The organism is Sphingobium cyanobacteriorum, assembly GCF_030580935.1.
In the GTDB taxonomy this organism is placed as follows: domain Bacteria; phylum Pseudomonadota; class Alphaproteobacteria; order Sphingomonadales; family Sphingomonadaceae; genus Sphingobium; species Sphingobium cyanobacteriorum.
Genome location: NZ_JAUQOM010000001.1, coordinates 361,971 through 387,586 on the forward strand (window position 1 = coordinate 361,971; position 25,616 = coordinate 387,586).

At 63.9% G+C, this 25,616-nt stretch carries 25 protein-coding genes and 1 tRNA gene; 13 read left to right on the plus strand and 13 right to left on the minus strand.

Annotated elements, in window-relative coordinates; translation table 11 throughout:
* Positions 1-9 precede the first annotated feature (9 nt).
* Positions 10-639 (plus strand): YceI family protein, encoded by a 630-nt coding sequence (locus Q4610_RS01730; RefSeq protein WP_304534290.1) that lies wholly within the window; start codon positions 10-12, stop codon positions 637-639.
* A 247-nt stretch (positions 640-886) separates the two neighbouring features.
* Entirely contained in the window at positions 887-2,572 is a 1,686-nt protein-coding gene (leuA, locus tag Q4610_RS01735; protein ID WP_304534291.1) for a 2-isopropylmalate synthase, read from the plus strand.
* A 111-nt stretch (positions 2,573-2,683) separates the two neighbouring features.
* Here the strand turns inward: leuA and Q4610_RS01740 are convergent, their stop codons facing one another.
* Entirely contained in the window at positions 2,684-4,051 is a 1,368-nt protein-coding gene (locus Q4610_RS01740) for a M20/M25/M40 family metallo-hydrolase (protein WP_425262513.1), read from the minus strand.
* 187 nt (positions 4,052-4,238) lie between these two features.
* Between Q4610_RS01740 and Q4610_RS01745 the strand changes: the two genes are divergently transcribed.
* From Q4610_RS01745 to trmFO, 3 genes are all read left to right on the plus strand, one after another.
* A complete protein-coding gene (locus tag Q4610_RS01745; RefSeq protein WP_304534292.1) occupies positions 4,239-5,543 on the plus strand; it encodes a dicarboxylate/amino acid:cation symporter in 1,305 nt (434 codons plus the stop codon).
* A 159-nt stretch (positions 5,544-5,702) separates the two neighbouring features.
* Positions 5,703-5,787, plus strand: a tRNA-Leu gene (locus Q4610_RS01750).
* Positions 5,788-6,153: 366 nt separating this feature from the next.
* Positions 6,154-7,512 carry a methylenetetrahydrofolate--tRNA-(uracil(54)-C(5))-methyltransferase (FADH(2)-oxidizing) TrmFO gene (trmFO, locus tag Q4610_RS01755; protein ID WP_304534293.1) on the plus strand — a complete coding sequence of 453 codons (1,359 nt, stop codon included), beginning with the start codon at positions 6,154-6,156 and terminating at the stop codon, positions 7,510-7,512.
* A gap of 10 nt (positions 7,513-7,522) precedes the next feature.
* Here the strand turns inward: trmFO and Q4610_RS01760 are convergent, their stop codons facing one another.
* Together Q4610_RS01760 and Q4610_RS01765 are read right to left on the minus strand one after the other, a co-directional pair.
* Positions 7,523-7,987, minus strand: a complete 465-nt coding sequence (locus Q4610_RS01760; RefSeq protein WP_304534294.1) for an EF-hand domain-containing protein — start codon at positions 7,985-7,987, stop codon at positions 7,523-7,525.
* Positions 7,988-8,029: 42 nt separating this feature from the next.
* Positions 8,030-8,686 carry a squalene/phytoene synthase family protein gene (locus Q4610_RS01765; protein WP_304534295.1) on the minus strand — a complete coding sequence of 219 codons (657 nt, stop codon included), beginning with the start codon at positions 8,684-8,686 and terminating at the stop codon, positions 8,030-8,032.
* Between the two features lie 222 nt (positions 8,687-8,908).
* Here Q4610_RS01765 and Q4610_RS01770 point away from each other — a divergent pair, with 222 nt between their 5' ends.
* From Q4610_RS01770 to Q4610_RS01780, 3 genes are read left to right on the plus strand one after another with little or no spacing between them, the layout of a single operon-like run.
* Complete coding sequence (locus Q4610_RS01770; RefSeq protein ID WP_304534296.1) at positions 8,909-10,834, plus strand: Tad domain-containing protein; 1,926 nt, start codon at positions 8,909-8,911, stop codon at positions 10,832-10,834.
* Entirely contained in the window at positions 10,831-11,427 is a 597-nt protein-coding gene (locus Q4610_RS01775; RefSeq protein WP_304534297.1) for a TadE family protein, read from the plus strand. Before Q4610_RS01770 ends, Q4610_RS01775 begins: the two co-directional genes overlap by 4 nt.
* Positions 11,424-12,083 carry a TadE/TadG family type IV pilus assembly protein gene (locus Q4610_RS01780; protein ID WP_304534298.1) on the plus strand — a complete coding sequence of 220 codons (660 nt, stop codon included), beginning with the start codon at positions 11,424-11,426 and terminating at the stop codon, positions 12,081-12,083. Before Q4610_RS01775 ends, Q4610_RS01780 begins: the two co-directional genes overlap by 4 nt.
* Positions 12,084-12,122: 39 nt before the next feature.
* Here the strand turns inward: Q4610_RS01780 and Q4610_RS01785 are convergent, their stop codons facing one another.
* From Q4610_RS01785 to eno, 4 genes are all read right to left on the minus strand, one after another.
* Positions 12,123-13,499, minus strand: coding sequence for a pyruvate dehydrogenase complex E1 component subunit beta (locus Q4610_RS01785; RefSeq protein WP_304534299.1), 1,377 nt, complete (start codon positions 13,497-13,499; stop codon positions 12,123-12,125).
* Entirely contained in the window at positions 13,499-14,575 is a 1,077-nt protein-coding gene (pdhA, locus tag Q4610_RS01790; protein WP_304534300.1) for a pyruvate dehydrogenase (acetyl-transferring) E1 component subunit alpha, read from the minus strand. Before pdhA ends, Q4610_RS01785 begins: the two co-directional genes overlap by 1 nt.
* Before the next feature lie 224 nt (positions 14,576-14,799).
* The gene (locus Q4610_RS01795; RefSeq protein WP_304534301.1) at positions 14,800-15,111 is read right to left on the minus strand and encodes an FtsB family cell division protein; all 312 of its coding nucleotides are present in this window, start codon (positions 15,109-15,111) and stop codon (positions 14,800-14,802) included.
* Between the two features lie 77 nt (positions 15,112-15,188).
* A complete protein-coding gene (gene eno / locus Q4610_RS01800; protein ID WP_304534302.1) occupies positions 15,189-16,463 on the minus strand; it encodes a phosphopyruvate hydratase in 1,275 nt (424 codons plus the stop codon).
* 228 nt (positions 16,464-16,691) lie between these two features.
* On the opposite strand from eno, the gene Q4610_RS01805 reads away from it, so the two are divergent.
* The 5 genes from Q4610_RS01805 to Q4610_RS01825 all read left to right on the plus strand — a co-directional run bounded on the left by Q4610_RS01805 (position 16,692) and on the right by Q4610_RS01825 (position 18,962).
* Positions 16,692-17,315 carry a hypothetical protein gene (locus tag Q4610_RS01805; RefSeq protein ID WP_304534303.1) on the plus strand — a complete coding sequence of 208 codons (624 nt, stop codon included), beginning with the start codon at positions 16,692-16,694 and terminating at the stop codon, positions 17,313-17,315.
* Positions 17,316-17,372: 57 nt separating this feature from the next.
* Positions 17,373-17,744: a hypothetical protein gene (locus tag Q4610_RS01810; protein ID WP_304534304.1), complete on the plus strand. Its 372-nt coding sequence runs from the start codon at positions 17,373-17,375 to the stop codon at positions 17,742-17,744.
* The gene (locus Q4610_RS01815) at positions 17,741-18,067 is read left to right on the plus strand and encodes a hypothetical protein (RefSeq protein ID WP_425262517.1); all 327 of its coding nucleotides are present in this window, start codon (positions 17,741-17,743) and stop codon (positions 18,065-18,067) included. The genes Q4610_RS01810 and Q4610_RS01815 overlap by 4 nt, the downstream gene beginning before the upstream one ends.
* Complete coding sequence (locus Q4610_RS01820; protein WP_304534305.1) at positions 18,060-18,635, plus strand: hypothetical protein; 576 nt, start codon at positions 18,060-18,062, stop codon at positions 18,633-18,635. The genes Q4610_RS01815 and Q4610_RS01820 overlap by 8 nt, the downstream gene beginning before the upstream one ends.
* A 105-nt stretch (positions 18,636-18,740) precedes the next feature.
* Positions 18,741-18,962 (plus strand): DUF4170 domain-containing protein, encoded by a 222-nt coding sequence (locus Q4610_RS01825; protein ID WP_304534306.1) that lies wholly within the window; start codon positions 18,741-18,743, stop codon positions 18,960-18,962.
* Positions 18,963-19,140: 178 nt separating this feature from the next.
* Here the strand turns inward: Q4610_RS01825 and Q4610_RS01830 are convergent, their stop codons facing one another.
* From Q4610_RS01830 to carA, 6 genes are all read right to left on the minus strand, one after another.
* Positions 19,141-19,800: a rhomboid family intramembrane serine protease gene (locus Q4610_RS01830; protein ID WP_304534307.1), complete on the minus strand. Its 660-nt coding sequence runs from the start codon at positions 19,798-19,800 to the stop codon at positions 19,141-19,143.
* A 16-nt stretch (positions 19,801-19,816) separates the two neighbouring features.
* A complete protein-coding gene (gene greA / locus Q4610_RS01835; RefSeq protein WP_304534308.1) occupies positions 19,817-20,293 on the minus strand; it encodes a transcription elongation factor GreA in 477 nt (158 codons plus the stop codon).
* Positions 20,294-20,374: 81 nt separating this feature from the next.
* Entirely contained in the window at positions 20,375-23,710 is a 3,336-nt protein-coding gene (gene carB, locus Q4610_RS01840) for a carbamoyl-phosphate synthase large subunit (protein WP_304534309.1), read from the minus strand.
* Positions 23,710-23,985, minus strand: a complete 276-nt coding sequence (locus Q4610_RS01845; protein WP_304534310.1) for a hypothetical protein — start codon at positions 23,983-23,985, stop codon at positions 23,710-23,712. The genes carB and Q4610_RS01845 overlap by 1 nt, the downstream gene beginning before the upstream one ends.
* The gene (locus Q4610_RS01850; RefSeq protein ID WP_304534311.1) at positions 23,982-24,350 is read right to left on the minus strand and encodes a ribonuclease E inhibitor RraB; all 369 of its coding nucleotides are present in this window, start codon (positions 24,348-24,350) and stop codon (positions 23,982-23,984) included. The genes Q4610_RS01845 and Q4610_RS01850 overlap by 4 nt, the downstream gene beginning before the upstream one ends.
* Positions 24,347-25,525 (minus strand): glutamine-hydrolyzing carbamoyl-phosphate synthase small subunit, encoded by a 1,179-nt coding sequence (gene carA, locus Q4610_RS01855; protein ID WP_304534312.1) that lies wholly within the window; start codon positions 25,523-25,525, stop codon positions 24,347-24,349. Before carA ends, Q4610_RS01850 begins: the two co-directional genes overlap by 4 nt.
* Positions 25,526-25,616: the final 91 nt, after the last annotated feature.

A 25,616-nucleotide genomic window follows, 5' to 3' on the forward strand; every position in this document is an offset into this window, starting at 1 on the left:
AACTGTCCCATGCAAAAATTCCTGATCCCCGCCGCCGCCCTGATCGCGCTGGCCGGTGGCACCGCCCTCATCGCGCAGATGCCCAGCGCCCCTCCCGGCAGCAAGGATGTTACCAAGGTCACAGGTGGCAGCTACAAGGTCGATGGTGGCCATACGCAGGTCGTGTTCGCCTGGGACCATATGGGCTTCACCAACAATGCCGGCACCATTGCCGAGCCGACCGGCACGCTGACGCTGGACAAGGCGAACCCGGCCGCGTCGAAAGTGTCGGTCGAATTTGCCGTCGCCAATCTGCGCACCGGCGTGTCGGCGCTGGACGCGCATCTGATGAAATCGGACTTTTTCGATGCCGCCAAATTCCCGACCGCGACCTTCACCTCCACCAGCGTCAAGCCGGAAGGCCCGACCAGCGCTGAAATCACCGGCAATCTGACCATCAAGGGCGTGACCAGGCCCGTGACGCTGGACGCCGCATTCTATGGCGCGGGCACGGCCCCCGCCATGATGGGCGGCAAGGAAAATGTCGGCTTCGTCGCCACCGGCACGATCAAGCGCAGCGAATTCGGCATGGGCTATGGCGTGCCGATGGTCAGCGACGCGATCGAGCTGAAGATCATCGCCGGCTTCCAGAAGCAATAAACGCCCCCCCAGGCGATGAAAGAAACGGGGCCGGCTTGCATGTCGGCCCCGACTTGCGTTAAGGCGCTTTCCATCATGCAGAGCGTCGCGCTTCTTACCCTGCTACGACTTACACGCCCTTAGGCGTGGCTTTTGCGCTGCCTCCCGGCTATGGGCAGCACCGATCCGCCTAAGGGCATTCATCGCAGTCAAGTCGTTACGGCAAGCGCCATGCGCGCACCGCCAGGCAAAGAAATAGTGTGATCCCATGATGCTGACCGATCCTTCGCTGAAATATCGCCCCTTCCCGCAGGTGGATCTGCCCGACCGGCAATGGCCGTCCAGGGTCATCACCGCGCCGCCGCGCTGGCTGTCGACCGACATGCGCGACGGCAACCAGTCGCTGATCGACCCGATGAACGCGGAAAAGAAGCGCCGCTTCTTCGACCTGCTGGTCAAGGTCGGGGTCAAGGAGATCGAGGTCGGCTTCCCCAGCGCGGGCGCGACCGAGTTCGACTTCATTTCCGGGCTGGTGCGCGACGGCGCGATCCCCGACGATGTGATCCCGCAGGTGCTGACGCAGGCGCGCGCGGACCTCATTGCCACCACCTTCGAATCGCTGCGCGGCGCACGCCAGGCGATCGTCCATGTCTATAACGCCGTGTCGCCCGCCTGGCGCGACATCGTGTTCCAGATGGAACGGCCCCAGGTGCGCGACATCGCGATCCATGCGGCCAAGCTGTTGCGCGACCATGCCGCCGCCCAGCCCGACACCGACTGGCATTTCGAATATTCGCCCGAAACCTTCTCCACCGCCGAACTGGATTTCAGCCTGGAATGTTGCGAGGCGGTGATGGAGATTTTGCAGCCGACGCCGGAACGCCCGCTGATCCTGAACCTGCCCGCCACCGTCGAATGCGCGACGCCCAACATCTATGCCGACCAGATCGAATGGATCTGCCGCAATATCAGCAAGCGCGACAGCGTGGTGATCTCGCTGCACACCCATAATGACCGCGGCACCGGCGTCGCGGCGGCGGAACTGGGCATCATGGCCGGCGCGGACCGGGTCGAAGGCTGCCTGTTCGGCAATGGCGAGCGCACCGGCAATTGCGACCTGGTGACAGTCGCGCTCAACATGTACACGCAGGGGATCAATCCGGGCCTCGACTTCAGCGATATCGACGAAGTCATCCAGACGGTCGAATATTGCAACCAGTTGCCGGTCCACCCGCGCCATCCCTATGCCGGCGAACTGGTATTCACCGCCTTTTCGGGCAGCCATCAGGACGCGATCAAGAAGGGCTTCGCCGCGCAGGAAGCGCGCAACGACCTGATCTGGAACGTCCCCTACCTGCCGATCGACCCCAAGGATCTGGGCCGCGATTATGAAGCGGTGATCCGCGTCAATTCCCAGTCTGGCAAGGGCGGCGTCGCCTGGGTGCTGCAACAGGACAAGGGGTATAAGCTGCCCAAGCGGATGCAGGCCGAATTTTCCAAGGTCGTGCAGGCGCTGGCCGACGGGTCCAGCCGCGAACTCAACGCCGCCGACATCTGGGGCGCGTTCCAGGATCATTACTGCCTGTCGGGCGACCAGCCCTATGTGCTGGTCGATTATCAGGAGGGCGGCGCGGCCGGCGACCGCATCTTCACCGGCAAGATCATCCACGACACCGGCAAGGGCGGCGTCGAACGCTCCATTTCCGGGCGCGGCAACGGCCTGCTCTCCAGCGTGCTCGCCGCGATGCGCGATGAATTCGGCGTCGAACTGGAAATCTCCGACTATAATGAACATGCCATCGGCGCGGGCAGCGACGTGAACGCCGCCGCCTATGTCGAATGCCGCACGCCCGACGGCCGCACCGTCTTTGGCATCGGCACCGACAGCGACGTGGCCACCGCATCGGTCAAGGCGGTCCTGTCCGCCGCGAACGGAATCGCGGTGCGGGGGTAAGGCTGTTAGCCAGAATTACGGTGTTCCCGCGAAGGCGGGAACCCAGGTCGGTGCCAGCAATATGATTTGATGCCGGGAAACTGCGCCAGCCTTCGCAGGAGCAGTTTTCCCCTACTGCGCCAGCGCCCGGACCACCGCGTCCCATTGCGCCAGCGACGCGCCGATGCCCGCCACCGGCACCCGTTCGTTCAGCCCGTGGGCAAAGCCGTCCTGCGCCTTCATGAACAGGCTGGACACGCCATAGCTGGGCACCCCCAGCGCCCGGAAATAGAGGCTGTCGGTCGCCCCGGCCGACATGCCCGGCATCACGGTCACGCCGGGCGCACGCGCCGTCACCGCATCCTTCACCGCCGTCATGACGTCAGCGCGCAAGGGTGACGCATCGCTGGCCAGCGGATCGCCCAGCGTTTTGACGCTCGCGTCATCGTCCGCGATCACCTTCACCAGTTCCGCCTTCACCGCGTCGATCGCCACGCCGGGAAAGATGCGACAATTGACGCTGACCCTGGCGCTTTGCGGCAGGGCGTTGAGCGCATGGCCCCCGCCCAGCATCGTGGCCACGCAGGTCGTGCGCACCTGCCCGACAAATTCCGGCCGGGTCGACAGCAACTCGGCGGCGGCAGCATCGCCCGTTTCGGCATAGGCTTTCATCGCCGCGCCCACGTCCCCGCCGATCCGGTCGGCCGACAGCGCCAGCGACGCCCGCGTCAGTGCATTGCGCATCGGCGGGAATTGATGGGCGGCGATCCGGTCGATCGCCCTTGCCAGCCGGTAGATGGGATTGCCCGGCGTCGGCGCGCTCGAATGGCCGCCCGCATCGGCAAAGCCGATCTCGAAATCGGCATAGGTTTTTTCGCCCGCCTGCAACTGGTACAGCACAGGCTTGCCATCATCATTCAGCAACCCGCCGCCGCCATCGCCATTCAGCAGCAGTTCCAGCCCCTGATAGCGCGCCGCCAGCGCCCTGGTCGTGACCATGTCGGTTTCTTCATCGCCCGACAAAAGCAGGATGACGGTGCGGCGCGGTGTCCAGCCGTCCTTCTTCAACTGCGCCATGGTCGCGACCATCATCGCGACATCATATTTATTATCCTCCGCCCCGCGCCCGAAGATATAGCCATTTTCCTCCACCGGGACGAACGGATCGCGGGTCCAGTCCGCCCGGTTCGCCGCCACCACGTCCATATGACCGATCAGCGCGACGGGTTTCAGCGTCGGGTCGCTCCCCCTGATCGTCGCCGCCAGCGTCGCCGTCTCGCCCATCGGCGTGATGACAATGTCCGCCTCGGCAAAGCCCGCCGCTTTCAGCACCCCGGCATAATAGGCCGCCAGCGCCGGCACCTGCCCCGCCCCCTCGACCGTGCGAAACGCGATGGAACGCATCAATATCGCCTTGGCCACCCCGGCATCCGCCGCCGCCATCGCGCCGTGCGGCAGTGCCAGCAGCGCCAAAGCCCCATATGCGCCGCGCATCATCATCTGTTGAAACTCCCCGATGGACCGAACGCGCATATCTGGCATAGCGGATCGGTCACGCCAATGCGTTGATCCACCACAGCGGAAAGAGGGCCACCTTATCCCTGTTATACACACGTCAAGAATTGCTTGCGCGCAATCGGCGGGCCGCCGCCCGATATAGGCGGCCGGTCGCCCGGAGGAAAAAGACATGGCCCTTCCCTATCGCAGTTTCGGATTTCAGGTGTTGGCCGGCATGGTCGCGGGGCTGGCGCTGGGCCTGGTCGCGCGCCAGATCGGTACAGGGCCGGACGGCGACCTCAACTGGCTGGCGACCACGCTCAAGACGGTCGGCACGATCTTCGTGTCGCTGCTCAAAGCCATCGTCCCCCCGCTCGTCTTTGCCGCCATCGTCGCGTCGATCGCCAATCTGCGCGCGCTCGACAATGCGGCGCGGCTGGCGGGGCAGACGCTCCTGTGGTTCGCGATCACCGCGCTGATCGCGGTCAGCATCGGCCTGGCCATCGGCCTGATCGTGGAGCCGGGCGCGGGCCTGCGTGGCGCGCAACTGGCGATGAAGCCGGCGGAGTCGGTCGGCGGCTGGCTCGATTTCCTCAAGGGGCTGGTGCCGGGCAACAGCCTTGCCCTGTCGGGCAGCACCAAGGTTGCGGCGGATGGCGCGGCAACCACCACCCTGTCCTTCAACATCCTGCAATTGCTGGTCATTTCGATTGCGGTCGGCCTGGCGACGCTCAAGGTCGGGGACAGGGCCGACCCTTTCCTCGCCTTCGTCCGCTCGCTGCTCGCAATCGTGCGCGCGATCCTGGGCTGGGTCATCCGCCTGACGCCGATCGGGTCGGCCGCGCTCATCGGCACCGCCATCGCCACCTATGGCTGGCATGCGCTGGCGCAACTGGGCGCCTTCTCTGCGGCCATCTATCTTGGCCTCGCGCTGGTGCTGCTGGTCGTTTACCCGCTTCTGCTGATCGCCAATGGCCTGAAACCCGGCCCCTTCTTCGCCAAGGCATGGCCGGCGATCCAACTGGGCTTCGTGTCGCGTTCCTCGGTCGGCACCCTGCCCGTCACCGAAGCCGTGACCGAGCGGCTGGGCGTGGACAAGGGCTATGCCGCCTTCGCCATTCCGCTGGCCTCCACGACCAAGATGGATGGCTGCGCCTCGATCTACCCTGCGCTCGCCGCGATCTTCGTCGCGGGCTTCTACGGCATCCCGCTGCATTTCGTGGATTATGTGCTGATCGTCATCGTCTCGGTCATCGGATCGGCGGCGACCGCCGGGCTGACCGGCGCGATCGTGATGCTGACGCTGACCCTGTCGACGCTGGGCCTGCCGCTGGAGGGCGCGGGACTATTGCTGGCGATCGACCCGATCCTGGACATGGGCCGCACCGCCGTGAACGTGGCGGGCCAGATACTGGTCGGCGTGATCGTCGCCAGGCGCGAAGGGATATTGGACGAAACAGCCTATTATGGCGAAGGGGAATGGGCACGGGTTTAGCGCCGGCCCGTGATGTGGCGGCCCAACGCGCGATCCGCCATATTTACCGCGACAACCGGCCATCCGGCGTAAGGCGAAGGGATTGCTTCCCATTTTCACGGCCAGCCAGCGTCATTCTTGTTGCACCCGGCGAAGCAGCCGCTATAGGCTGCTTGCATCGCGGGCGTGGTGAAACTGGTAGACGCGCTGGACTCAAAATCCAGTTCCGCAAGGAGTGTCGGTTCGATTCCGACCGCCCGCACCATCCAATTCTTGCATGATCCTCAAAATGCCCTGCACGCGGGGAAAGAGGGTCATGCCTGTCAGCAGGCGTGCCCGGCCACTGCGCACGATAGCGTACAGGATGCACGCGAGCGGATCGTCGCCGGTCCCGGCCGGTCCCAGGCGCATGACCGCCACTTCGCAAAAATTCTCCTATTGCAAAGTCCGTTCTGCATAACCGCACCGACGCAAAATCAAACTCTGCGACAGTGTGTATTTTGCAGTTTTCGCAGGCTGGTGATGCTGTCCTACTTCCGCCCCATCGGCTATAGCCCTTGCCCGAAGCCCGGATATGCCCCACGGACGCCCGCATCATCAGCCCCTGGACAAACGCGAAGTCAGACCCACCATGCCCCATCATCAGGTCCATATCATCGGCGGCGGCCTTGCCGGAACGGAAGCGGCGTGGCAGCTCGCCCAGGCGGGCATCCATGTGCGCCTGTCGGAAATGCGGGGCGCCAATTTACCAGGGGGGGGCGACATGACCCCCGCGCACCAGACCGAGGGGCTGGCCGAACTCGTCTGTTCGAACAGCTTCCGTTCGGACGATGCGGACAAGAATGCCGTGGGCCTGCTGCATCAGGAAATGCGCCGGCTCGGCTCGCTCATCATGGCGAGCGCCGAACCGGCCAAGGTGCCCGCCGGCTCCGCGCTGGCGGTCGACCGCCATGTCTTTTCTGCTGCCGTCACCCGCGCGCTGGCCGACCATCCCAATGTGGAGATTGTCCGCGAACGGATCGACATGCTGCCCACGTCGGGCATGACCATCGTGGCGACCGGCCCGCTGACCGCGCCTGCGCTGGCGACCAGCATCGGCCAGGCGGCGGGGATGGAGCATTTGGCCTTTTTCGACGCGATCGCGCCGGTGATCCATCATGACAGCATCGACATGGACCAGTGCTGGATGGCCAATCGCTGGGACAAGATCGGCCCCGGCGGCGGCGAGGGGAAGGATTATATCAACTGCCCGATGGACAAGGACCAGTATCAGGCCTTCGTCCAGGGGCTGCTCGACGGCGAAAAGACCGAGTTCAAGGAGTGGGAGGCCAACACCCCCTATTTCGAGGGCTGCATGCCGATCGAGGTGATGGCGTCCCGCGGGCCGGAAACGCTGCGCCATGGCCCCATGAAACCGATGGGGCTCGACAATCCGCGCACCGGCCGCTGGCCCTATGCCGTGGTGCAGTTGCGGCAGGACAATGCCAGCGGGACGCTATGGAACATGGTCGGGTTCCAGACCAAGCTGAAACATGGCGCGCAGGTCGAATTGTTCCGCACCATTCCCGGCCTGCAAAATGCGGAGTTTGCGCGGCTGGGCGGGTTGCATCGGAACACCTTCATCCAGTCGCCCAAATTGCTGGACCCGACGCTGCGCCTGAAGAGCGCCCCGCACATCCGCTTCGCCGGGCAGATGACGGGGTGCGAAGGCTATGTCGAAAGCGCGGCGATCGGCCTGATCGCGGGGCGCTTTGCCGTGGCCGAACTGCTGGGCCGCGATCTGGCTCCGCCGCCCGCCGACACCGCGCTGGGCGCGCTGCTGGGCCATGTGACCGGCAATGTGGTGAGCGCGGACTATCAGCCCATGAACGTCAATTTCGGCCTCTTCCCGACGCTGGACGATGTGAAGAAGAAGCAGCGCAAGGAAGCCTACACCGCCCGCGCCCGCGCATCCTTCGGCGCATGGATGGGGGCGATGGAACTGGCCTAGTCTGCCGGGGTCAGCACCGACAACGCTGCTTCGCCGCCCGTTTCGGCGCAGTGGTGGCGAACTCCGCCGGGGTCAGCCTGCCGTCCCTGTCGGCATCGGCCGCGCCGAAACGGTCCGCCGTCGCCACCGCCCATTCCTCGAAGGACAGGAGGTTGTCGCCATCCTTGTCCAGCGCCTTGAACGCCCTGGTCCGGCTGCCCATCATCTCGACCCGCGTGATGATGCCGTCGCGGTTGCGGTCATAGCGGGCGAAACGCTTCTGCTCCCGGCTTTGCGGGCTGGCTTCGCCGGGCATGGGCGGCGCGGCGCCGACCGCATCGGGATCCCCCTCCGGCAGCGCCGCCATCTCCGGCGGGGGCGGCGGCGCGGAGGCAAGCTGCGGCACCGGCGCATTGTCCGCCCTGCCCTGCCACCAGAACAGGCCGCCCGCGACCAGCAGCAACGCCGCCATGCCCCCCGCCAGCAATCGCCCCATTCGCCATCCTCCGTTCCTGGATGGCCAGCCTATCCCGACAGTCTAGCGCCCGACAAGCGCGATCCGCAGCAATCGCCAGGCAAGCGCCCGCGGCATCCCGCGCGGCGCGCCACGCCCGGCCATCACATCCTGCCGCGCCAGGGTGAAGGCGATCCGCAGCGGCTTCCACCGGCGCGGCCAGCACGCGCCCTCTGCCTGCGGCAACAGGTCATGCGCCTGCGCCAGGGCCGCATCCGCCAGTGCCCGGTCCCCGACATGCCCCGCCAGATCCCACAGCGCCCACACCTGCCCCGCCACCGCCAGCCAGTCCGGCGCGTCACTCGCATCGGCCAGCGCCCGGAACAGCCCGCCCCCGCGCCCGGCCGCATAGTCACGCAGGCCCGCCGCATCGATCTCCGGTTCGACCACCAGCACTTCCCAGCCGTCGATCATCGCCACCAGCCCCGGCGCGGCGATCGCGCCCGTCGCCCGCAGCGCATCGACCACCGGCTCGCCCTGCCCCTTTACGCCTTGCATGTCATCGATGACGTCATTCCACCAGGCAAGGCGCATCTGCCCGATCGTCGCTTCGCTGGTGGTGCGCGCAACCTGCGCCAACCGGGCGTCGAACGCCCAGAGCGCATGATGCCGCGCCGCCTGCGCCCCCGCATGGGCGCCCAGCAACAGCGCAAGCGGCGGCAGCGCATCCTCACCTGTCATCCCCCCATATCCCCGAATACGGGCGTCCGACGGGTTATCGATCCTTTAACCATCTTCCTCATACACATTCTAACGAGTGCGCCCGCATAGACAGGCAGGCTGTCCGGCCCGGATGTGGGGGGCGTTGGACGCGACATGGGTGATTGCGGGCATATGGGCAAGGCAAAGGATCGGCAATTGGGCTTTCTGGGGCGGCTGCTAAAAAACCAGGCGGGGAACACCATGGCGATCGTCGCCGCGGCGATCATTCCGCTGGCGGCACTGATCGGCGGCGGGCTGGACATGAGCCGCGCCTATATGGCGCGCGCCCGGATGCAGCAGGCGTGCGACGCCGCCGCGCTGGCCGGTCGCCGGGCAATGACCGGAACGACGATGCAGCAGTCGGACAAGGACGAGGCGAAGAAATTCTTCGACTTCAACTTCCCCCAGGGCACGTTCCAGGCAAAGAGTTTCACGCCCACGATCCGCAGCAAGCCGAACGAAACCACCACCGTGCAGGTGTCGGCCGCCACGACCATGCCGACCACGGTGATGAAAATCTTCAAATATGACACGTTGCCGCTGGAGGTGACGTGCGAAAGCCGGTTCGACATCGGCAATACCGACGTCATGCTGGTGCTCGACACCACCGGGTCCATGACCGCCAACATGACCGACACCAACGGCACCACCATGACGCGCATGGCGGCGCTCAAGCTGGCGGTGAAGGATTTCTACGACACGCTGGGCGCGGGATCGGACACGAGCGGCCGCATCCGTTATGGCTTCGTACCCTATAGCTCGACCGTCAATGTCGGCTATTCGCTGCCCGCCAGCGCGATGCTCGGCGGCACGGCGGGTGAAACCGCCAATTATCAGACCCGGCGCGCCATTTATTATTTCGAAGCGTCGTCCACGCCGTCGACCTGCTATCGCCGATATGGATTGAACACCTGCTACGCAACGTCGGCTGCGGCCAATGCCGCCAGCACATCGTCCACGCGAACCGGCGCCCAGTGTACCGCCTATGGCAATAATAGCGGAACCAATCCGTCCACCAGCGGCACGGCGCCGGCGACCACGAAAACGACAACCTACAGTTTCGACAGCTATAACGGATCGACCACCGCATCGACCAGCAGCAATTCCCGCAAATGCGTGCGTCGCGAAAATATAGTGACGAAAACCTATACGCAAACCTATACGGCCGGCGCCAACACCACTTTCTATCAGTGGGAATATAACCAGCTAGCGCTCGATACGTCAGGCTATATCACCGGCAACGCCACCGCCAATCCCACGGTCATCACGGGGCAGACCACCGATGCAAACGGCACGACGGTGTCGTCTACCAGCACCTGGTCCGGCTGTATCGAGGAACGCGACACCGACAACAGCATCACCAGCACGACATCGACCGCGTCCATCCCGACCAACGCCCATGACTTGCAGATTGACGAGTTGCCGACGACCACCGCGACCAAATGGCGGCCGCACTGGCCCGATGTGATGTTCGAACGCAATGGCCGCTGGCTCAACGACAATCGATCCGGTGACTATCGCGCCGGCACTGGCGGCTGGAACGCCTGCCCCAGCAAGGCGCGCAAGCTGGCCAGCTATGCCAGCCGATCGACCACCCCGGCCGGCATGGCCAGCAGCTTCGACGGCTATGTCGACGGGCTGGTCGCGGTCGGCGGCACCTATCATGACATCGGCATGATCTGGGGTGCGCGCTTCCTGTCGCCCACCGGCATCTTCGCCAGCGAAAACAGCACCGCGCCCAATGGCTTCAACATATCGCGCCACATCGTCTTCATGACCGATGGCGACATGAGCGCCTATAGCAGGGTCTATGGCGCCTATGGCTTCCAGGAACTGGACGGCCGTGTCGCCGCGACCAGCGCCACCGACAGTGATCTGACGCCCATCCACAAGCGGCGCCTGGAAATGCTGTGCAACGCCATCAAGGCCAAGAACATCACCATCTGGGTGGTCGGTTTCAAGAACCAGCCGCCCGCCGGCACCGCCGATTCGACCATGATCGACACTGAGCTTCAGACCTGCGCCAACAGCAGCAACCACTGGTTCGTCGCCTATAATCCCTCGTCGCTGCGCCAGAAGTTCAAGGACATCGCCAAGAATATCGGCGGCCTGAGGCTGTCGCAATGATCGGGGCGATCGCATCCCGCCTGCGCCGGTTGCGCGACGACCAGCGGGGGGTGACACTGCTGGAATTCGCGCTGGTGTCGCCTGCCCTGATCCTGACCATCATGGGGATCGGCGACCTGGCCTACCAATCCTATCTCCGCTCGGTGACGCGCGGCGTGCTGGAAAAGGCGGCACGATCCGCCTCCGTCGGCACGCTCAACAGCACCGATCTCGATACCTATATCGCGGCGCAAATGTCGGCGATCAATGCCAAGAATGGCACCACGTCGGTAACGAAGAAAAGCTATTACAACTTTTCGCGGGTGGGAAAGCCGGAGAAGATCACCACCGACACCGCGCCGCTGGGCAGCTATAATGTGGGCGACTGCTATGAGGACGCCAACGGCAATGGCAGCTATGACGCGGCCGGCGGCACCACCGGCCTCGGCAATGCGGACGACATCGTCTATTATGAAGTGACCGTGTCGATGCCCCGCATGTTCCCGATGGCCAAGCTGCTGGGTTGGAACGCCACCCAGTCCGCCACCGCCACCACCATGGTCCGCAACCAGCCCTGGGCGAACCAGAACAAACCGACGACCAAATGCACATGACGACCGCCCGCCCTTCCCGCTTCCTGCGCCGCCTGCGCCGCGATGACAGCGGCATGGCGCTGATCGAGTTCGCCTTTTCATTGCCGGTGCTGGTGGTGCTGTGCATGGCGGGGCTGGAATGCGCCAACCTCTCGCTCGCCCATCTGCGCGTCAGCCAGATCGCGATGCTGGTGGCCGACAATGCCGCGCGCGTCCGATCCTCGATCGACGAAGCCGATGTGAACGAGATCATGACCGGGGCCGACCTGTCGACCAAGGCGCTCAACCTCAAGGCCAATGGCCGCATCTTCCTGTCGGACCTGGAACCCAATGGCAAGGCAGCGCCGAACACCGGCTATTATATCCGCTGGCAGCGCTGCTGGGGCAGCGGCGCCTTCACCTCCCAATATGGCGTGACCGATGATGGCAAGAATGACGCCAGCATGAAGGACGGCATGGGGCCCGGCAACACGGCGGCAACCAAGGTGAAGCCGGCCAGCGGCACCGCCGTCATGTTCGTGGAAGTGGCCTATAATTACCAGCCGCTCGTCACCAATGCGCTATTCGGTGCAAAGGTCATCCGCTACACCAGCGCCTTCAACGTGCGCGAACGGACCGATCAGGCGATCAAGAATGCCGGTAATCTGGCGGCATCGGCCACGGCATCCTGCACCTGATGAAAAAGGGCGGCTCCACCGGAACCGCCCCGTTTCTTCTTACTTGTAGCAGACCTTCCTGGCCGCCGCGACGACACGGGCGGCATCGATCAGCGCCGCCTTTTCAAGGTTGGCGGCATAGGGCAGCGGCACATCCTCATTGGTGACGCGCAACACCGGGGCGTCGAGATCGTCAAAGCCCTGTTCCATGACGACAGCGGCGATTTCCGACGCGATCGAGCAGGTCGGCCAGCCTTCCTCCACCACCACGAGGCGGTTGGTTTTCTTCAGGCTTTCCAGCACCGTCGCGGTGTCGAGCGGGCGCAGCGTGCGCAGGTCGATGACTTCCGCGTCGATCCCCTCGCCTGCCAGTGTCTCCGCCGCGTCGAGCGCCAGGCCAACCCCGATCGAATAGCTGACCAGCGTTACGTCCTTGCCCGGCCGCATGATCCGCGCCTTGCCGATGGGCAGGACATAATCGTCGACCCTGGGCACGTCGAAGCTGCGGCCGTAGAGCAGTTCATTCTCCAGGAACACGACCGGGTCGGTCGAGCGGATCGCGGCCTTGAGCAAGCCCTTGGCATCGGCCGCATCATAGGGTGCGATCACGATCAGGCCGGGGACGCTGGCATACCAGGGGCCGTAATTCTGGCTGTGCTGTGCACCGACACGGCTGGCCGCGCCATTGGGACCGCGGAACACGATCGGGCAGCGCATCTGGCCGCCGGACATGTAGTTGGTCTTGGCCGCCGAGTTGATGATGTGGTCGATCGCCTGCATGGCGAAGTTGAACGTCATGAACTCGATCACCGGACGCAGGCCGCCCATGGCCGCACCCGTGCCGATGCCGGCAAAGCCATATTCGGTGATCGGCGTGTCGATGACGCGCTTGTCGCCGAACTCGTCCAGGAGGCCCTGCGTAACCTTGTACGCACCCTGATATTCGGCGACTTCCTCGCCCATCACGAATACGCGCGCATCGCGGCGCATTTCTTCCGCCATCGCGTCACGCAGCGCTTCGCGCACGGTCGTCTTGACGAATTCGGTGCCGGCGGGCAGGTCCGGGTCGGCCATGACGGCCTTCGCCTCCGACGCCAGCTTGGACGTGCCGCTTTCGGCCTTTCTGGGCGCTTCAGGCGCGGCTTCGGTCTTTGCCGGCGCTTCCGCCTTGGGCGCGGGCGCAGCCGCTTCGCCACCTTCACCCGCCATTTCGGCGATGACCGTGCCGACCTTCACCCCTTCGGTGCCTTCGGCAATCATGATCTTGCCGATCTTGCCTTCGTCCACGGCTTCGAATTCCATCGTCGCCTTGTCCGTTTCGATTTCGGCCAGGATGTCGCCGGACTTCACCTCGTCGCCTTCCTTCACCAGCCACTTGGCCAGCGTGCCCTCTTCCATGGTCGGCGAGAGCGCCGGCATCTTGATCACGATACCCATCAATATTGCTCCACCAGCACGTCGGTATAGAGTTCATGCAGTTCCGGTTCGGGCGAGCTTTCCGCGAAATCAGCCGCTTCGGCCACGATCTTGCGGATATTCTGGTCGATCGCCTTGATATCGTCCTCGCTGACGCCGGCTTCGATCAGATATTTCTTCACGCCCTCGATCGGGTCGGACTTGTCGCGCATCGCCTGCACTTCCTCACGCGAACGATATTTCGCCGGGTCGGACATGGAATGGCCGCGATAGCGATAGGTTTTCATTTCCAGCAGGATCGGACCATTGCCGCCCTGCACCCATTTGAGCGCTTCCTCGGTCGCGCCGCGCACGGCCAGCACGTCCATGCCGTCGACCTGAAGGCCGGGAATGCGGAAACTTTCGCCCCGGCGATAGAGCTGATCCTCCGACGAGGCGCGGTTGACGCTCGTGCCCATGGCATATTGGTTGTTCTCGATCACGAAGATGATCGGCAGCTTCCACAGTTCGGCCATGTTGAACGATTCATAGACCTGGCCCTGATTGGCCGCGCCATCGCCGAAATAGGCGACGCACACTCCGCCATCATTGTTATATTTGTGCGCGAAGCCCAGGCCCGCGCCCAGCGACACCTGCGCGCCGACGATGCCATGGCCGCCGTAGAATTTATGTTCGACGCTGAACATGTGCATCGAACCGCCCTTGCCGCGCGAAATGCCGGCGCCGCGGCCGGTCAGTTCGGCCATGATGACATTGGGATCGATGCCATAAGCCAGCATATGGCCATGGTCGCGATAGCCGGTGATCACGCTGTCCTTGCCCGGCTTGAGCGCCGACTGGATGCCGACCGCGACCGCTTCCTGGCCGATATAGAGGTGGCAGAAGCCGCCGATGAGGCCCAAGCCGTAAAGCTGGCCGGCCTTTTCCTCGAAACGGCGGATGAGGACCATCTGCCGGTAGAATTCCAGCAGTTCTTCCTTGCTGGCCTTGTAATCGGCGGGAGTTTGCGGGCGAGGCCGGTTGTGGTCCGCGCCGGCAGCGGGTGCAGCCGCTTTTGCCTTTGCACTCGCAGCACGCGGCGTCGTTGGTTTCGCCAAGGCTCTTATCCTTTTGCGTGGAGTAGGATGGAAGGAGGCCCGATATAGCGGCAGAGTTGCAGAAATTGCAACGCCGCAGCCCCGAAATCCACGCAAAACCAATGGCAATTCGGGAAAAGTGACAAGCTGTGGGACAGGCGGAAAGTCAGCCCCGATCCCATCGCAGTAAAATTACCGAGACGGCATTTCCCGCGCAAAAACCTTACGTCATCTTGGACAAATGCTCAATTGAGCGGGACGATCACTTCGTCATGATGGATCACGCCAAGCTGTCGGCGGATCAGTTCGTCGCTCAGGTCAGGATCGACCCGGCGCGGATTGAGCAGCTCGACACGATTGCGCAGTTCCGCCTGGGCCGCCTGCGTGCGCTTCAGATCAGCCTTCGCCTCCTGCAACTGGCGGCTGTAATCCCCCCAGGCCAGCACCCCGTTCGAACCCAGCACGACATAGCCGGCGAAGAAGAGCAGCAGCAGCAGCGCGATCGCAGGGCCAAACGCAGAAAAAAGCAGGAGACGGAGTTTCGCGATATGCGCCATGCACCAGATGAATCACAGGAAATGACCGGCCGCAAGCGAAAAATATCAGGCGTGCGACCGGCCGAGTCCTTTACCGATCAACGAAAGATCGAACGCCCCGCATAGACGGCGACATCGCCCAGTTCTTCCTCGATGCGGATAAGCTGGTTATATTTGGCCAACCGATCCGAACGCGCCAACGATCCGGTCTTGATCTGACCGCAATTGGTCGCGACGGCAAGGTCGGCGATGGTCGCGTCCTCCGTCTCGCCCGAACGGTGCGACATGACGGCGGTGTAGCGCGACCGATGCGCCAGGTCGACGGCGGCCAGCGTTTCGGTCAGCGTGCCGATCTGGTTGACCTTCACCAGCAGCGAATTGGCCAGCCCCTTGCCGATGCCCATGGCCAGGCGCGCCGGGTTGGTGACGAACAGGTCGTCGCCGACCAACTGGACCTTGCCGCCGATCTTGTCGGTCAGCGCCTTCCAGCCTTCGAAATCATCCTCGCTCATGCCGTCCTCGATCGACTTGATCGGATAGTCGGCACACAAGGCGGCAAGATAGTCGGCCATCTCGACCGGCGACAGGGACAGGCCCTCGCCCGAAATCTCGTACTTGCCGTTCTTGAAAAATTCGGTCGCGGCGCAGTCCAGCGCCAGCACGACATCGTCGCCCGGCGTGTAGCCCGCCTTTTCGATGCTCGCCAGGATGAAGTCCAGCGCGTCACGGGTGGACGCGATATTGGGCGCGAAACCGCCTTCATCACCGACCGACGTGGCCAGCCCCTTGTCGTGCAACCCCTTCTTGAGCGTATGGAAGATTTCCGACCCGATCCGCACCGCGTCGGCGATGCTGTCCGCCCCCACCGGCATGATCATGAATTCCTGGAAATCGATGGGATTGTCGGCATGTTCGCCGCCATTGATGATGTTCATCATCGGCACCGGCAGGACATGCGACTGAATCCCGCCGACATAGCGATAGAGCGGCAGGCCGCGCGCATCGGCGGCGGCCTTGGCCACGGCGAGGCTCACGCCCAGGATCGCGTTGGCGCCCAGGTTCGATTTATTGTCGGTGCCGTCGAGCGCGATCATCGCGGCGTCGACCTCGCCCTGGTCCTCGGCCTCCAGACCGATCAGTTCGCCCGCGATGCTATCGTTGACGGCGGCGACGGCCTGAAGCACGCCCTTGCCCAGATATTTGCTCTTGTCGCCGTCGCGCTTTTCGACCGCTTCATAGGCGCCGGTGGACGCCCCCGATGGCACGGCGGCGCGGCCGAAGCTGCCATCCTCCAGCATGACGTCGACTTCGACGGTGGGGTTGCCCCGGCTGTCAAGAATCTGGCGGGCGTGAATGTCGAGAATGGCGGTCATGATCGCTCCTGCACTTAGCGTCGTAACGGGCGGCTTGCAGCCGGGAATTCGCGCTCCGCTTAGCCAGCGCCCCCCGCCTTGGCAATGCAGGGGCTTGCACGAGGCGAAAAAATGCCGATGGTCTAAATGTAACGGCAACGGAACTGTAGGCCGGCGCAATGCATTAGGGTCATGGTCCAGCCGCTGCATGCGGCCGCCATGCTGACATGAAAGGGAGACTGAAGGACCATGGCCGACACACCGGAAACCCCGCCCGTCAAGCGCGTGAAGAAGGCGGTCGCAGTCAAGCCCGCCAAGGCGAAGCCGGCCAAGCCTGCCGCCCTTGCCCCCACTGCCGTAAAGGCTGCACCCGTGAAAAAGGCCGCCACACGCACCGTTGCACCGTCCCGGAAAACCGGCAACGGCGCGGCTGCCCAGGGCTGGACCGCCCAGATCGCCCCGATCAAGGAGCAGGCCGAAAAAGCCGCGAAGGCCGCTGCTGAAAAGCTGAACGCGGTCGACTGGAAGGCGCATATCGACCCGATCAAGGAACAGGCAGGCAAGACCGCCAAATCCGCCGCCGGCGTCGCAAAGGACAAGACGGGCACCGCCATGCAGAGCCTGGCCAAGCTGATTGCCGACACCGCCGGCACGGTCGATGCGAAACTGGGCCCGCAATATGGCGACTATGCCCGCCAGGCAGCGGAATCGGTGGCCGGCGCTGCGGACACGCTGGACAGCAAGGATGTCGACCAGTTGCTGGGCGAAGCGCGCGATTTCGTGCGCAAGAGTCCGGCGGTCGCGATCGGTGCGGCGGCGGTGGTCGGCTATGTGCTGATGCGCCTGGCCAAAGGATCCGACGACAAGGACTGACACGGTAGCCCGTTCCTATCCTAGATGCACAGGCTCCAAGGCGGGGCGGAGGACATTTTGACTGACGAGCCAGCGGTAACGGCGGTGACGCCGGAAGATGGCGCGCCCGACGAAAGCGTGCGTGACGTACTGAACCGCCTCTATGCGGATGGCCGTGCCTATGCCGCGGCCGAGGCAGAGAAGCAGAAGCTGCGCGCCGGCCTTGTCGCGACCGGCGTGCGCAATGCCGCCATATTTGGCGTCATTGCACTGATATTGCTGTTCGCCGGCATCGTTGCCCTGTTGGTGGGACTGATATTCACCCTCGCCCAGTATGTCGCGCCGATCTGGGCAACCCTGATCGTGTTCGGTGGCGCGTTGTTGCTGGCGGCCTTGCTGCTGCTGCTGGCGAAGGGATGTATCGGCCGCATGACGAAAGCGATCACATGATGCGCGGCGAACTGGCCTATCGCGAAGCCGTCGCCCGCGCCGACCTGGCCCGCGCGCAGTTTTTGACGACCGCAGAAGAGGCGAAACAGCGCGTTGCGCCGGCCCGCCTCAAGCAGGATCTGAAGGACAGGATCAGCGGCGCGGCGCTCGATGGCGTGGCCAGGGCGGCGGCGCAGGCGCAACAGCGCCCGGTCGCCATTGGCGCGGCCGCCGGCGCCTTTGTTCTTTTCCTCGCGCGGCGACCGCTGACGGCACTTTTCCGCCGGCTGTTCGTTCGCTTCAGGAACCCCAATCCAGATTATTCGGAGAGTGACGATGGCTGACATTCGCGCCCAACTGACCCGCGTTCGGGAAGCCGCCAATGATGCGGCGGCCAGCGCGACAGACCGCATCAAGGATACCACCGAAAAAGCGCGCGACAGCGCCGGCGACCTGATCCAGACCGGCCGGGACAAGGCCAGCACCGCCTATGGCGACGCCAGGGACAAGACCCAGCGGGCCGCCGCGCGCGCCAATGAAATCGTGCAGGAGCATCCTGTCATGGCGGTGGCGGGGGCTGTCGCCGCCGGTGCGCTGGTCGCGTGGATGTTCCCCAAAAGCCGCCGCGTCATGAAGGCGCTGCCGGGACTGGCCGTTACCGCCGGTGGCAAGCTGGTCGAAGCCGCGCTGGCCGCCCGCGCGGTCGCCACCGACGGGGCGGAAACGGTGAAGGCGGGCGCCAGTTCCGCGCTGCATGCGGCGGGGGACGCTGCATCCAGCGCGAAGGACAGCGTCGTCGCCGCCGAATTGCCGGCAAAGGCTTCCAAGCTGGCGGATGAAGTCGCGGCGCTGGTCGCTGCCAAGGTCGACGCACTGAGCGAGGCGATCAAGACGCGGTTGCCGAAAAACTAATCGTGACGGCCTGAAACGCAATCGCGGCCGGGCCTTGCGCTCCTTGGCTGATCGTGGTGGCGATGCTAAACCCCCACCATCAGCCAAAGGAGAAAAAATAAGTCCATGAGCAAGATGCATCTGGTGATGGGTGGTCGCGTCACCGATCCGCAAAGCCTGGAATTCCAGGATTTGAACAAGGTCGACCTGGTCGGCGTGTTCCCCGATTATGCCTCGGCGGAAAAGGCTTGGCGCGGCGCGGCCCAGCGCACGGTCGACGACGCAGAAATGCGCTATGTCATCGTGCATCTGCACCGTCTGCTGGAACCGGAACTGCCCGGCGCCTGAGCTAATCAGCCCTGCTCGATGCGTTCCGGCTCAAGGGGCATGGCTTTCCATCGTCGAACGACTGTTGCTTGAACCGACATGGCGGGTGGAGCGACGCAATCCACCGGCGTTCCAGTGGCTTGCCTCGCTCCACCCGCAACGGCGGGGCAAGTCCATGGAATGTCACCAGGCTTTCAGATCAATGCACCGCGCGCGGTTTCTTCCTGAAACGCCAGCGCAGCAGCGGCCGGGTGAGCGCCAGTCCCGCCAGAAAACCGCCGATATGCGCGGCGATCGCAATCTGTCCCAGACCGCCTGCGCCAGCGCCCACCGCAATCCCGATCATCAACTGGACCCCGATCCAGCCCGCCGCCAGCCACAGCACCCGCACCAGATTGGCCGAAAGTGGCCCGACCCTGCGCACCTGTTGCTGGCTGTAGAGCAGCGAATAGGTCGCGAGCAGCGCGGAGATCGCCCCGCTCGCCCCCACCATCGGATTGGTCGATGCCGGATCGACCGCCCATTGCGCCAGGCAGGCGGCATAGGCGCCCACGCCATAAAGCGTCATCGTGCCGCCCCAGCCCAGCACATGCTCCACCTGCCGCCCGCAAAAGAGCAGCATCAGCATGTTGAAGCCGATATGCAGCCAGCCGGCATGGATCAATGTGCAACTGAGCGGCGTCAGCCAGGCTGGCACCGCAGCCATACCGTCCAGCAGGGCGGGATCATCCAGTCTGGCCGGAATGAAGCCGCCGATGATCGCGGCATCGTCCACCCGGCCGGCAAGGTACAGGACCAGAAAAATGGCGACACTGATCGCCGCGATCCCGTTGGTCAGTCGTCCAGCAGGGAGCTTCACGCCATTACAGCCAGTGTCAGATGAACGCGATCTTGTCGACCAGGTAGAATTTGTCGCCGGATGGAACCGACACCTCGATCTCGTCACCGACCTCACGACCGATCAGCGCCCGGCCCAGCGGGCTGTTATAGCTGATCATGCCCGCCTTGGCATCCGCCTCCGCCTGACCCACAATCTGATACTGGACCGGCTTTTCATCCTCATCCAGCAGCGTCACGGTCGCACCGAATACGATCTTGTTGCCCGACAATGTGGTCGGGTCGATGATCTGGGCGCGCGACAGCTTATCCTCCAGATCGTTGATCGTCGCCTCGACCTGGCCCTGCCGCTCCTTGGCGGCATGATATTCGGCATTTTCCGACAAATCGCCGTGCGCGCGCGCTTCTTCGATGGCGTCCACGATCAGAGGGCGCTCAGCCTTCAGTTCGCGGAGCTGCGCGTTGAGCTTGTCATAGCCCATCTGCAGCATCGGCATCTTCTCGACGGTCGCCATTATTGCAAATCCTTCGTCAAAACTTCCCTTTGGCGGCCCCGACCATGGGGCCGCCCGCAGCGTGCTTCCTTGTGCAGGGGATCAGGCGTGCGACAGGGGATAATAGGACTGGAGCGAGCGTACTTCAAGGGCATGGCCACGAAGCGCCTCGATCGCGTCCGCGGCGGCGACGCTGGCGGCGGCCGTGGTGAAGCTGGCGATCTTGGCGCGCAGCGCCGACGTGCGGATCGCCTTGCTGTCCTTGAGCGACTGCCAGCCCTCCGTCGTGTTGAAGATCAACTGCACGTCGCCATCGGTGATCTTGTCGACGATGTGCGGACGCCCTTCGGCCACCTTGTTCACATGGCTGACGGGGATGCCCTGCGCTTCCAGATATTTGGCCGTGCCGCCGGTCGCGATGATGGTGAAGCCCATGGTCGAGAGCTTCTGCACCGCGGGCAGGATCACGACCTTGTCGCTGTCCTTGACGGACACGAACACGGTGCCGCCGGTCGGCAATATGGTGCCCGCTCCGATCTGCGCCTTGGCAAAGGCGGTCGCGAAATTGCTGTCGATCCCCATGACTTCGCCGGTGCTCTTCATTTCGGGCGAGAGGACCGGATCGACACCGGGGAAGCGGTTGAACGGGAATACCGCTTCCTTGACCGCGACATGGTTGATCGCGTGGCGATCGATCCGGGGCAGGTCGCGGATCTTCTCCCCCGCCATCACCCGCGCGGCGATCTTGGCGATGGGGGTGCCGATCGCCTTGGCGACGAAGGGCACGGTGCGGCTGGCGCGCGGATTGACCTCGATCAGATAGACGGTGTCGTCCTTGACCGCGAACTGGATGTTCATCAGGCCGCGCACCGACAGGGCATGGGCCAGCACCTGCGTCTGCCGCTCGATCTCCGCGATGATCGCGTCCGACAGGCTGTAGGGCGGCAGCGAGCAGGCGCTGTCGCCGGAATGGACGCCCGCTTCCTCGATATGCTGGAGCACGCCGGCCACCACCACATCCTCGCCATCGCACAGCGCATCGACATCCACCTCGATCGCGTCGCGCAGATACTGGTCGATCAGCACCGGGGAATCGCCCGACACCTGGACGGCGGTGGTGATATATTCCTCAAGCTGCGCCTGGCCGTCGACAATCTCCATCGCCCGGCCGCCCAGCACATAGGATGGCCGCATCAGCACCGGATAGCCGATGCGGTTGGCGACCGCGATCGCCTCCTCCCGGCTGCGGGCGATGCCGTTGGCGGGCTGGCGCAGTTTCAGCTTGTCGATCAGCGCGGCGAACCGCTCGCGATCCTCGGCCAGGTCGATGGCGTCGGGCGAGGTGCCCAGGATCGGCACGCCCGCATCCTCCAGCGCCTGCGCCAGTTTGAGCGGCGTCTGCCCGCCAAACTGCACCAGCACCCCGGCCAGCGTCCCGCGCGACATTTCCACGGCCAGGATTTCCAGCACGTCCTCGGCCGTCAGCGGCTCGAAATAGAGACGGTCGGACGTGTCATAGTCGGTCGACACGGTTTCCGGGTTGCAGTTGACCATGATCGTTTCATAGCCCGCCTCGCTGAGCGCGAAGCAGGCATGGACGCAGCAATAGTCGAACTCGATCCCCTGCCCGATCCGGTTGGGGCCGCCGCCCAGGATCACGACCTTCTTGCGATCCGACGGCTGCGCCTCATTCTCCGCTTCGCCAAAAAGCGGCGCTTCATAGGTGGAGTACATATAGGGCGTTTTCGCCTCGAACTCGGCGGCGCAGGTGTCGATGCGCTTGAACACCGGGCGCACGCCCAGCCTGTGGCGCAGCTTGCGCACTTCATCCTCGGTCACGCCGCCGGTCATCGCCTTGACCGCCTCGTGGATCAGGCCGGAACCGCGCGCGATGCCGCGCTCCATGCCGCGCAGATTGGCGGACTTGAGCGCGAGAAAGGCAAGCCGCTTGTCGGAAAAGCCCATGGATTTGAGGCGCCGCATCCCGTCCGCATCCTGCGGCAGGCCATTGTCCAGCACTTCGCCTTCCGCATCGACGATTTCCTTGATCCGCTCCAGGAACCAGGGATCGAACTTGGCGATAGCGTGGATCTCCTGAACGGTGAGGCCTTCGCGCAGCGCCTGCGCGGCGACCAGCAGCCGGTCGGGCGTCGCCTGCGCCAGCGCGGCGATGATGTCGTCCTTGGGCGCGCCGACCAGATGATCGACCTGGTTGAAGCCGGAGAGGCCGGTCTCCAGCCCGCGCAGCGCCTTCTGCATCGATTCATGGATATTGCGGCCAATCGCCATGACTTCGCCGACCGACTTCATCGCCGTGCCCAGCAGCGGTTCGGCCCCCTTGAACTTCTCGAACGCAAAGCGCGGGATTTTCGTCACGACATAGTCGATGGTCGGTTCGAAGCTCGCCGGGGTCGCGCCGGTGATGTCGTTGGTGATTTCGTCCAGCGTATAGCCCACCGCCAGCTTGGCCGCGACCTTGGCGATCGGAAAGCCCGTCGCCTTCGAAGCCAGCGCCGACGAGCGCGACACGCGCGGGTTCATTTCGATCACGATCAGGCGGCCATCCTTGGGATTGACCGCGAACTGTACGTTGGAACCGCCTGTTTCGACGCCGATTTCGCGCAGCACCGCAATGGATGCGTTGCGCATGATCTGATATTCCTTGTCGGTCAGCGTCAGCGCCGGGGCTACCGTGATGCTATCGCCGGTATGGACGCCCATCGGGTCCACATTCTCGATCGAACAGATGATGATGCAGTTGTCGTTGCGGTCGCGCACGACCTCCATCTCATATTCTTTCCAGCCGAGGAGCGATTCCTCGATCAGCACCTCGGTCGTGGGCGACGCATCCAGCCCGCCGCGCACGATGGTCATGAACTCGTCGCGATTATAGGCGATGCCGCCGCCGGTGCCGCCCATGGTGAAGCTGGGGCGGATGATCGCGGGCAGGCCGGTGAACTCCAGCGCCTCCATCGCCTCTTCCATCGTATGGGCAATGCGCGAGCGCGCCGATTCCAGGCCGATCTTGTCCATCGCGTCGCGGAACTTGATCCGGTCCTCCGCCTTGTCGATGGCTTCGGCGTCGGCGCCGATCATCTGCACGCCGTACTTCTCCAGCGTGCCGTCGTTGAACAGCGCCAGCGCGGTGTTGAGCGCGGTCTGTCCGCCCATCGTCGGCAGCACCGCGTCCGGCCGCTCCTTCTCGATGATCTTCGCCACGATGTCCGGCGTGATCGGCTCGATATAGGTCGCGTCGGCAAATTCCGGGTCGGTCATGATCGTGGCCGGGTTGGAATTAACGAGGATGATGCGATAGCCCTCTTCCTTCAGCGCCTTGACCGCCTGCGTGCCCGAATAATCGAACTCGCACGCCTGACCGATGATGATCGGCCCCGCGCCAATGATGAGGATGGAGGAGATGTCGGTGCGTTTGGGCATTATTTGGCCTCTTCTCGATAAAGTTCGTTGCCAACAAAGCCCATTTTCATGGGAAGCTTAATGGCTTTAAGTTCGGTAAGCGTGCAATCCACCGCTTCATATTTGGCGTCTTGCGGCGGCTGAAACTGAAGTTCATCCTTGCCGTGCAATTTGAGCGCAGATCGAGGAAGCCCGCATTTGTCGGCAATCGCATCGAACTGGGATTGGGCTAACTCACCCTTTGCAGCACAGCCGCTAAAGAGAACAACGGAATAGATTAGCGGTGCGTATTTCAATGCACCGCCCCCGTCTGCGCCTCGCACCCCCAGCCGTCATATTCGACGCCGCAGAGGATTTCGATCTGGAGGCATTTGCGGGTCAGCGCGCGGATCGAGGCTTCATCCACCGGCTGCACGCATTCCAGGAACAGGAACAGGTCGCCCTCCTCATCTTCCTCCCGGTCCAGTTCGACCATGCCGAACTGGCTGGCGATGGTCAGGACACGCTCGAAATCCTTTTCCGAGCCGCGAAAGGACACGTCCACCGGCCGCGCGATGCGCGCCACATCGCCATTGGCGGCGAGGTTGGCGAGAACCTCGCGATCCGCCTCCCACTCGGCGGCGAGGCGGGCTTCATCGACGGGGGGCAGGTTCTGGCTCACGCCGCGACCGGCTTTTTCAGGCCATCCACGAAGCGCGTGAACAGGTAGAAGCTGTCCTGCGGCCCCGGCGAGGCTTCGGGGTGGTACTGTACCGAAAAGGCATTTTTGTCGGTCAGTTCGATGCCGCAATTGCTGCCGTCGAACAGCGACACATGGGTCGCCCGGACATTGGCGGGCAGCGTGTCCACATCGACCGCAAAGCCATGGTTCATCGACGTGATCTCGACCAGCCCGTCCGACAGCCGCTTGACCGGATGGTTCGCGCCGCGATGGCCCTGATGCATCTTGATCGTTTTTGCGCCGACCGCGAGGCCCAGCAACTGGTGGCCCAGGCAAATGCCGAAGATCGGCACATTCTCCGTCAGCAGCGCGGCGATCACCGGCACGGCATAGGCGCCAGTCGCCGCCGGATCGCCCGGACCGTTGGAAAGGAAAACGCCATCGGGCCTCTGCGCCATCACATCGTCATAGGTCGCGGTGGCGGGCAGCACGGTGACGCGCGCGCCGGCCTGCACCAGATTGCGGAAGATATTGTTCTTCGCGCCATAATCGATAGCGACCACATGGGGGCGTTCTTCGCCCGCTTCGTTCAGGCCATAGCCAAAGCCCAGCTTCCACACCCCGTCCTTCCACAGGCGGCTTTCCTTGCCCGTCACTTCGATGGCAAGGTCCATGCCCTCCAGCCCCGGCCAGGACGCAGCCTTCGCCGCCAGCGCTTCGATGTCGAAATTCCCTTCGGGATCATGGGCGATCACGACATTGGGCGCGCCCTTGATACGGATCAGGCGGGTCAGCGCGCGGGTATCCACGCCCGCAATGCCGATCCGTCCCTGTTCGCGCATCCACTGATCGAACGGTTCGACATTGCGGAAATTGCTGGGTGCCGTCACATCCTGCCGCACGATGCAGCCCAGCGCGTGGGGGTGCAATGCCTCCACATCGTCCAGGTTGGTGCCGACATTGCCGATATGGGGAAAGGTGAAATTGATGATCTGACCGGCGTAGGACGGATCGGTCATGATCTCCTGATAGCCGGTGATGGAGGTGTTGAAGCACAGTTCGCCCACCGCTTCGCCTTGCCAGCCGAAGCCGCGGCCGAACACGGCGGACCCATCGGCGAAAACCACGACCCCTGTCGCTCCTTTAGGCACGGTAAGGGTTTTGGCGTCAGCCATGGTCTGCGGTCCTTTATGCTTTTGCGGGAACCCGTCTGGTGCGGGTTAAACGGCCGGTCAGGTAGGCGCGCAGTCCTCCAAGGTCAACGTC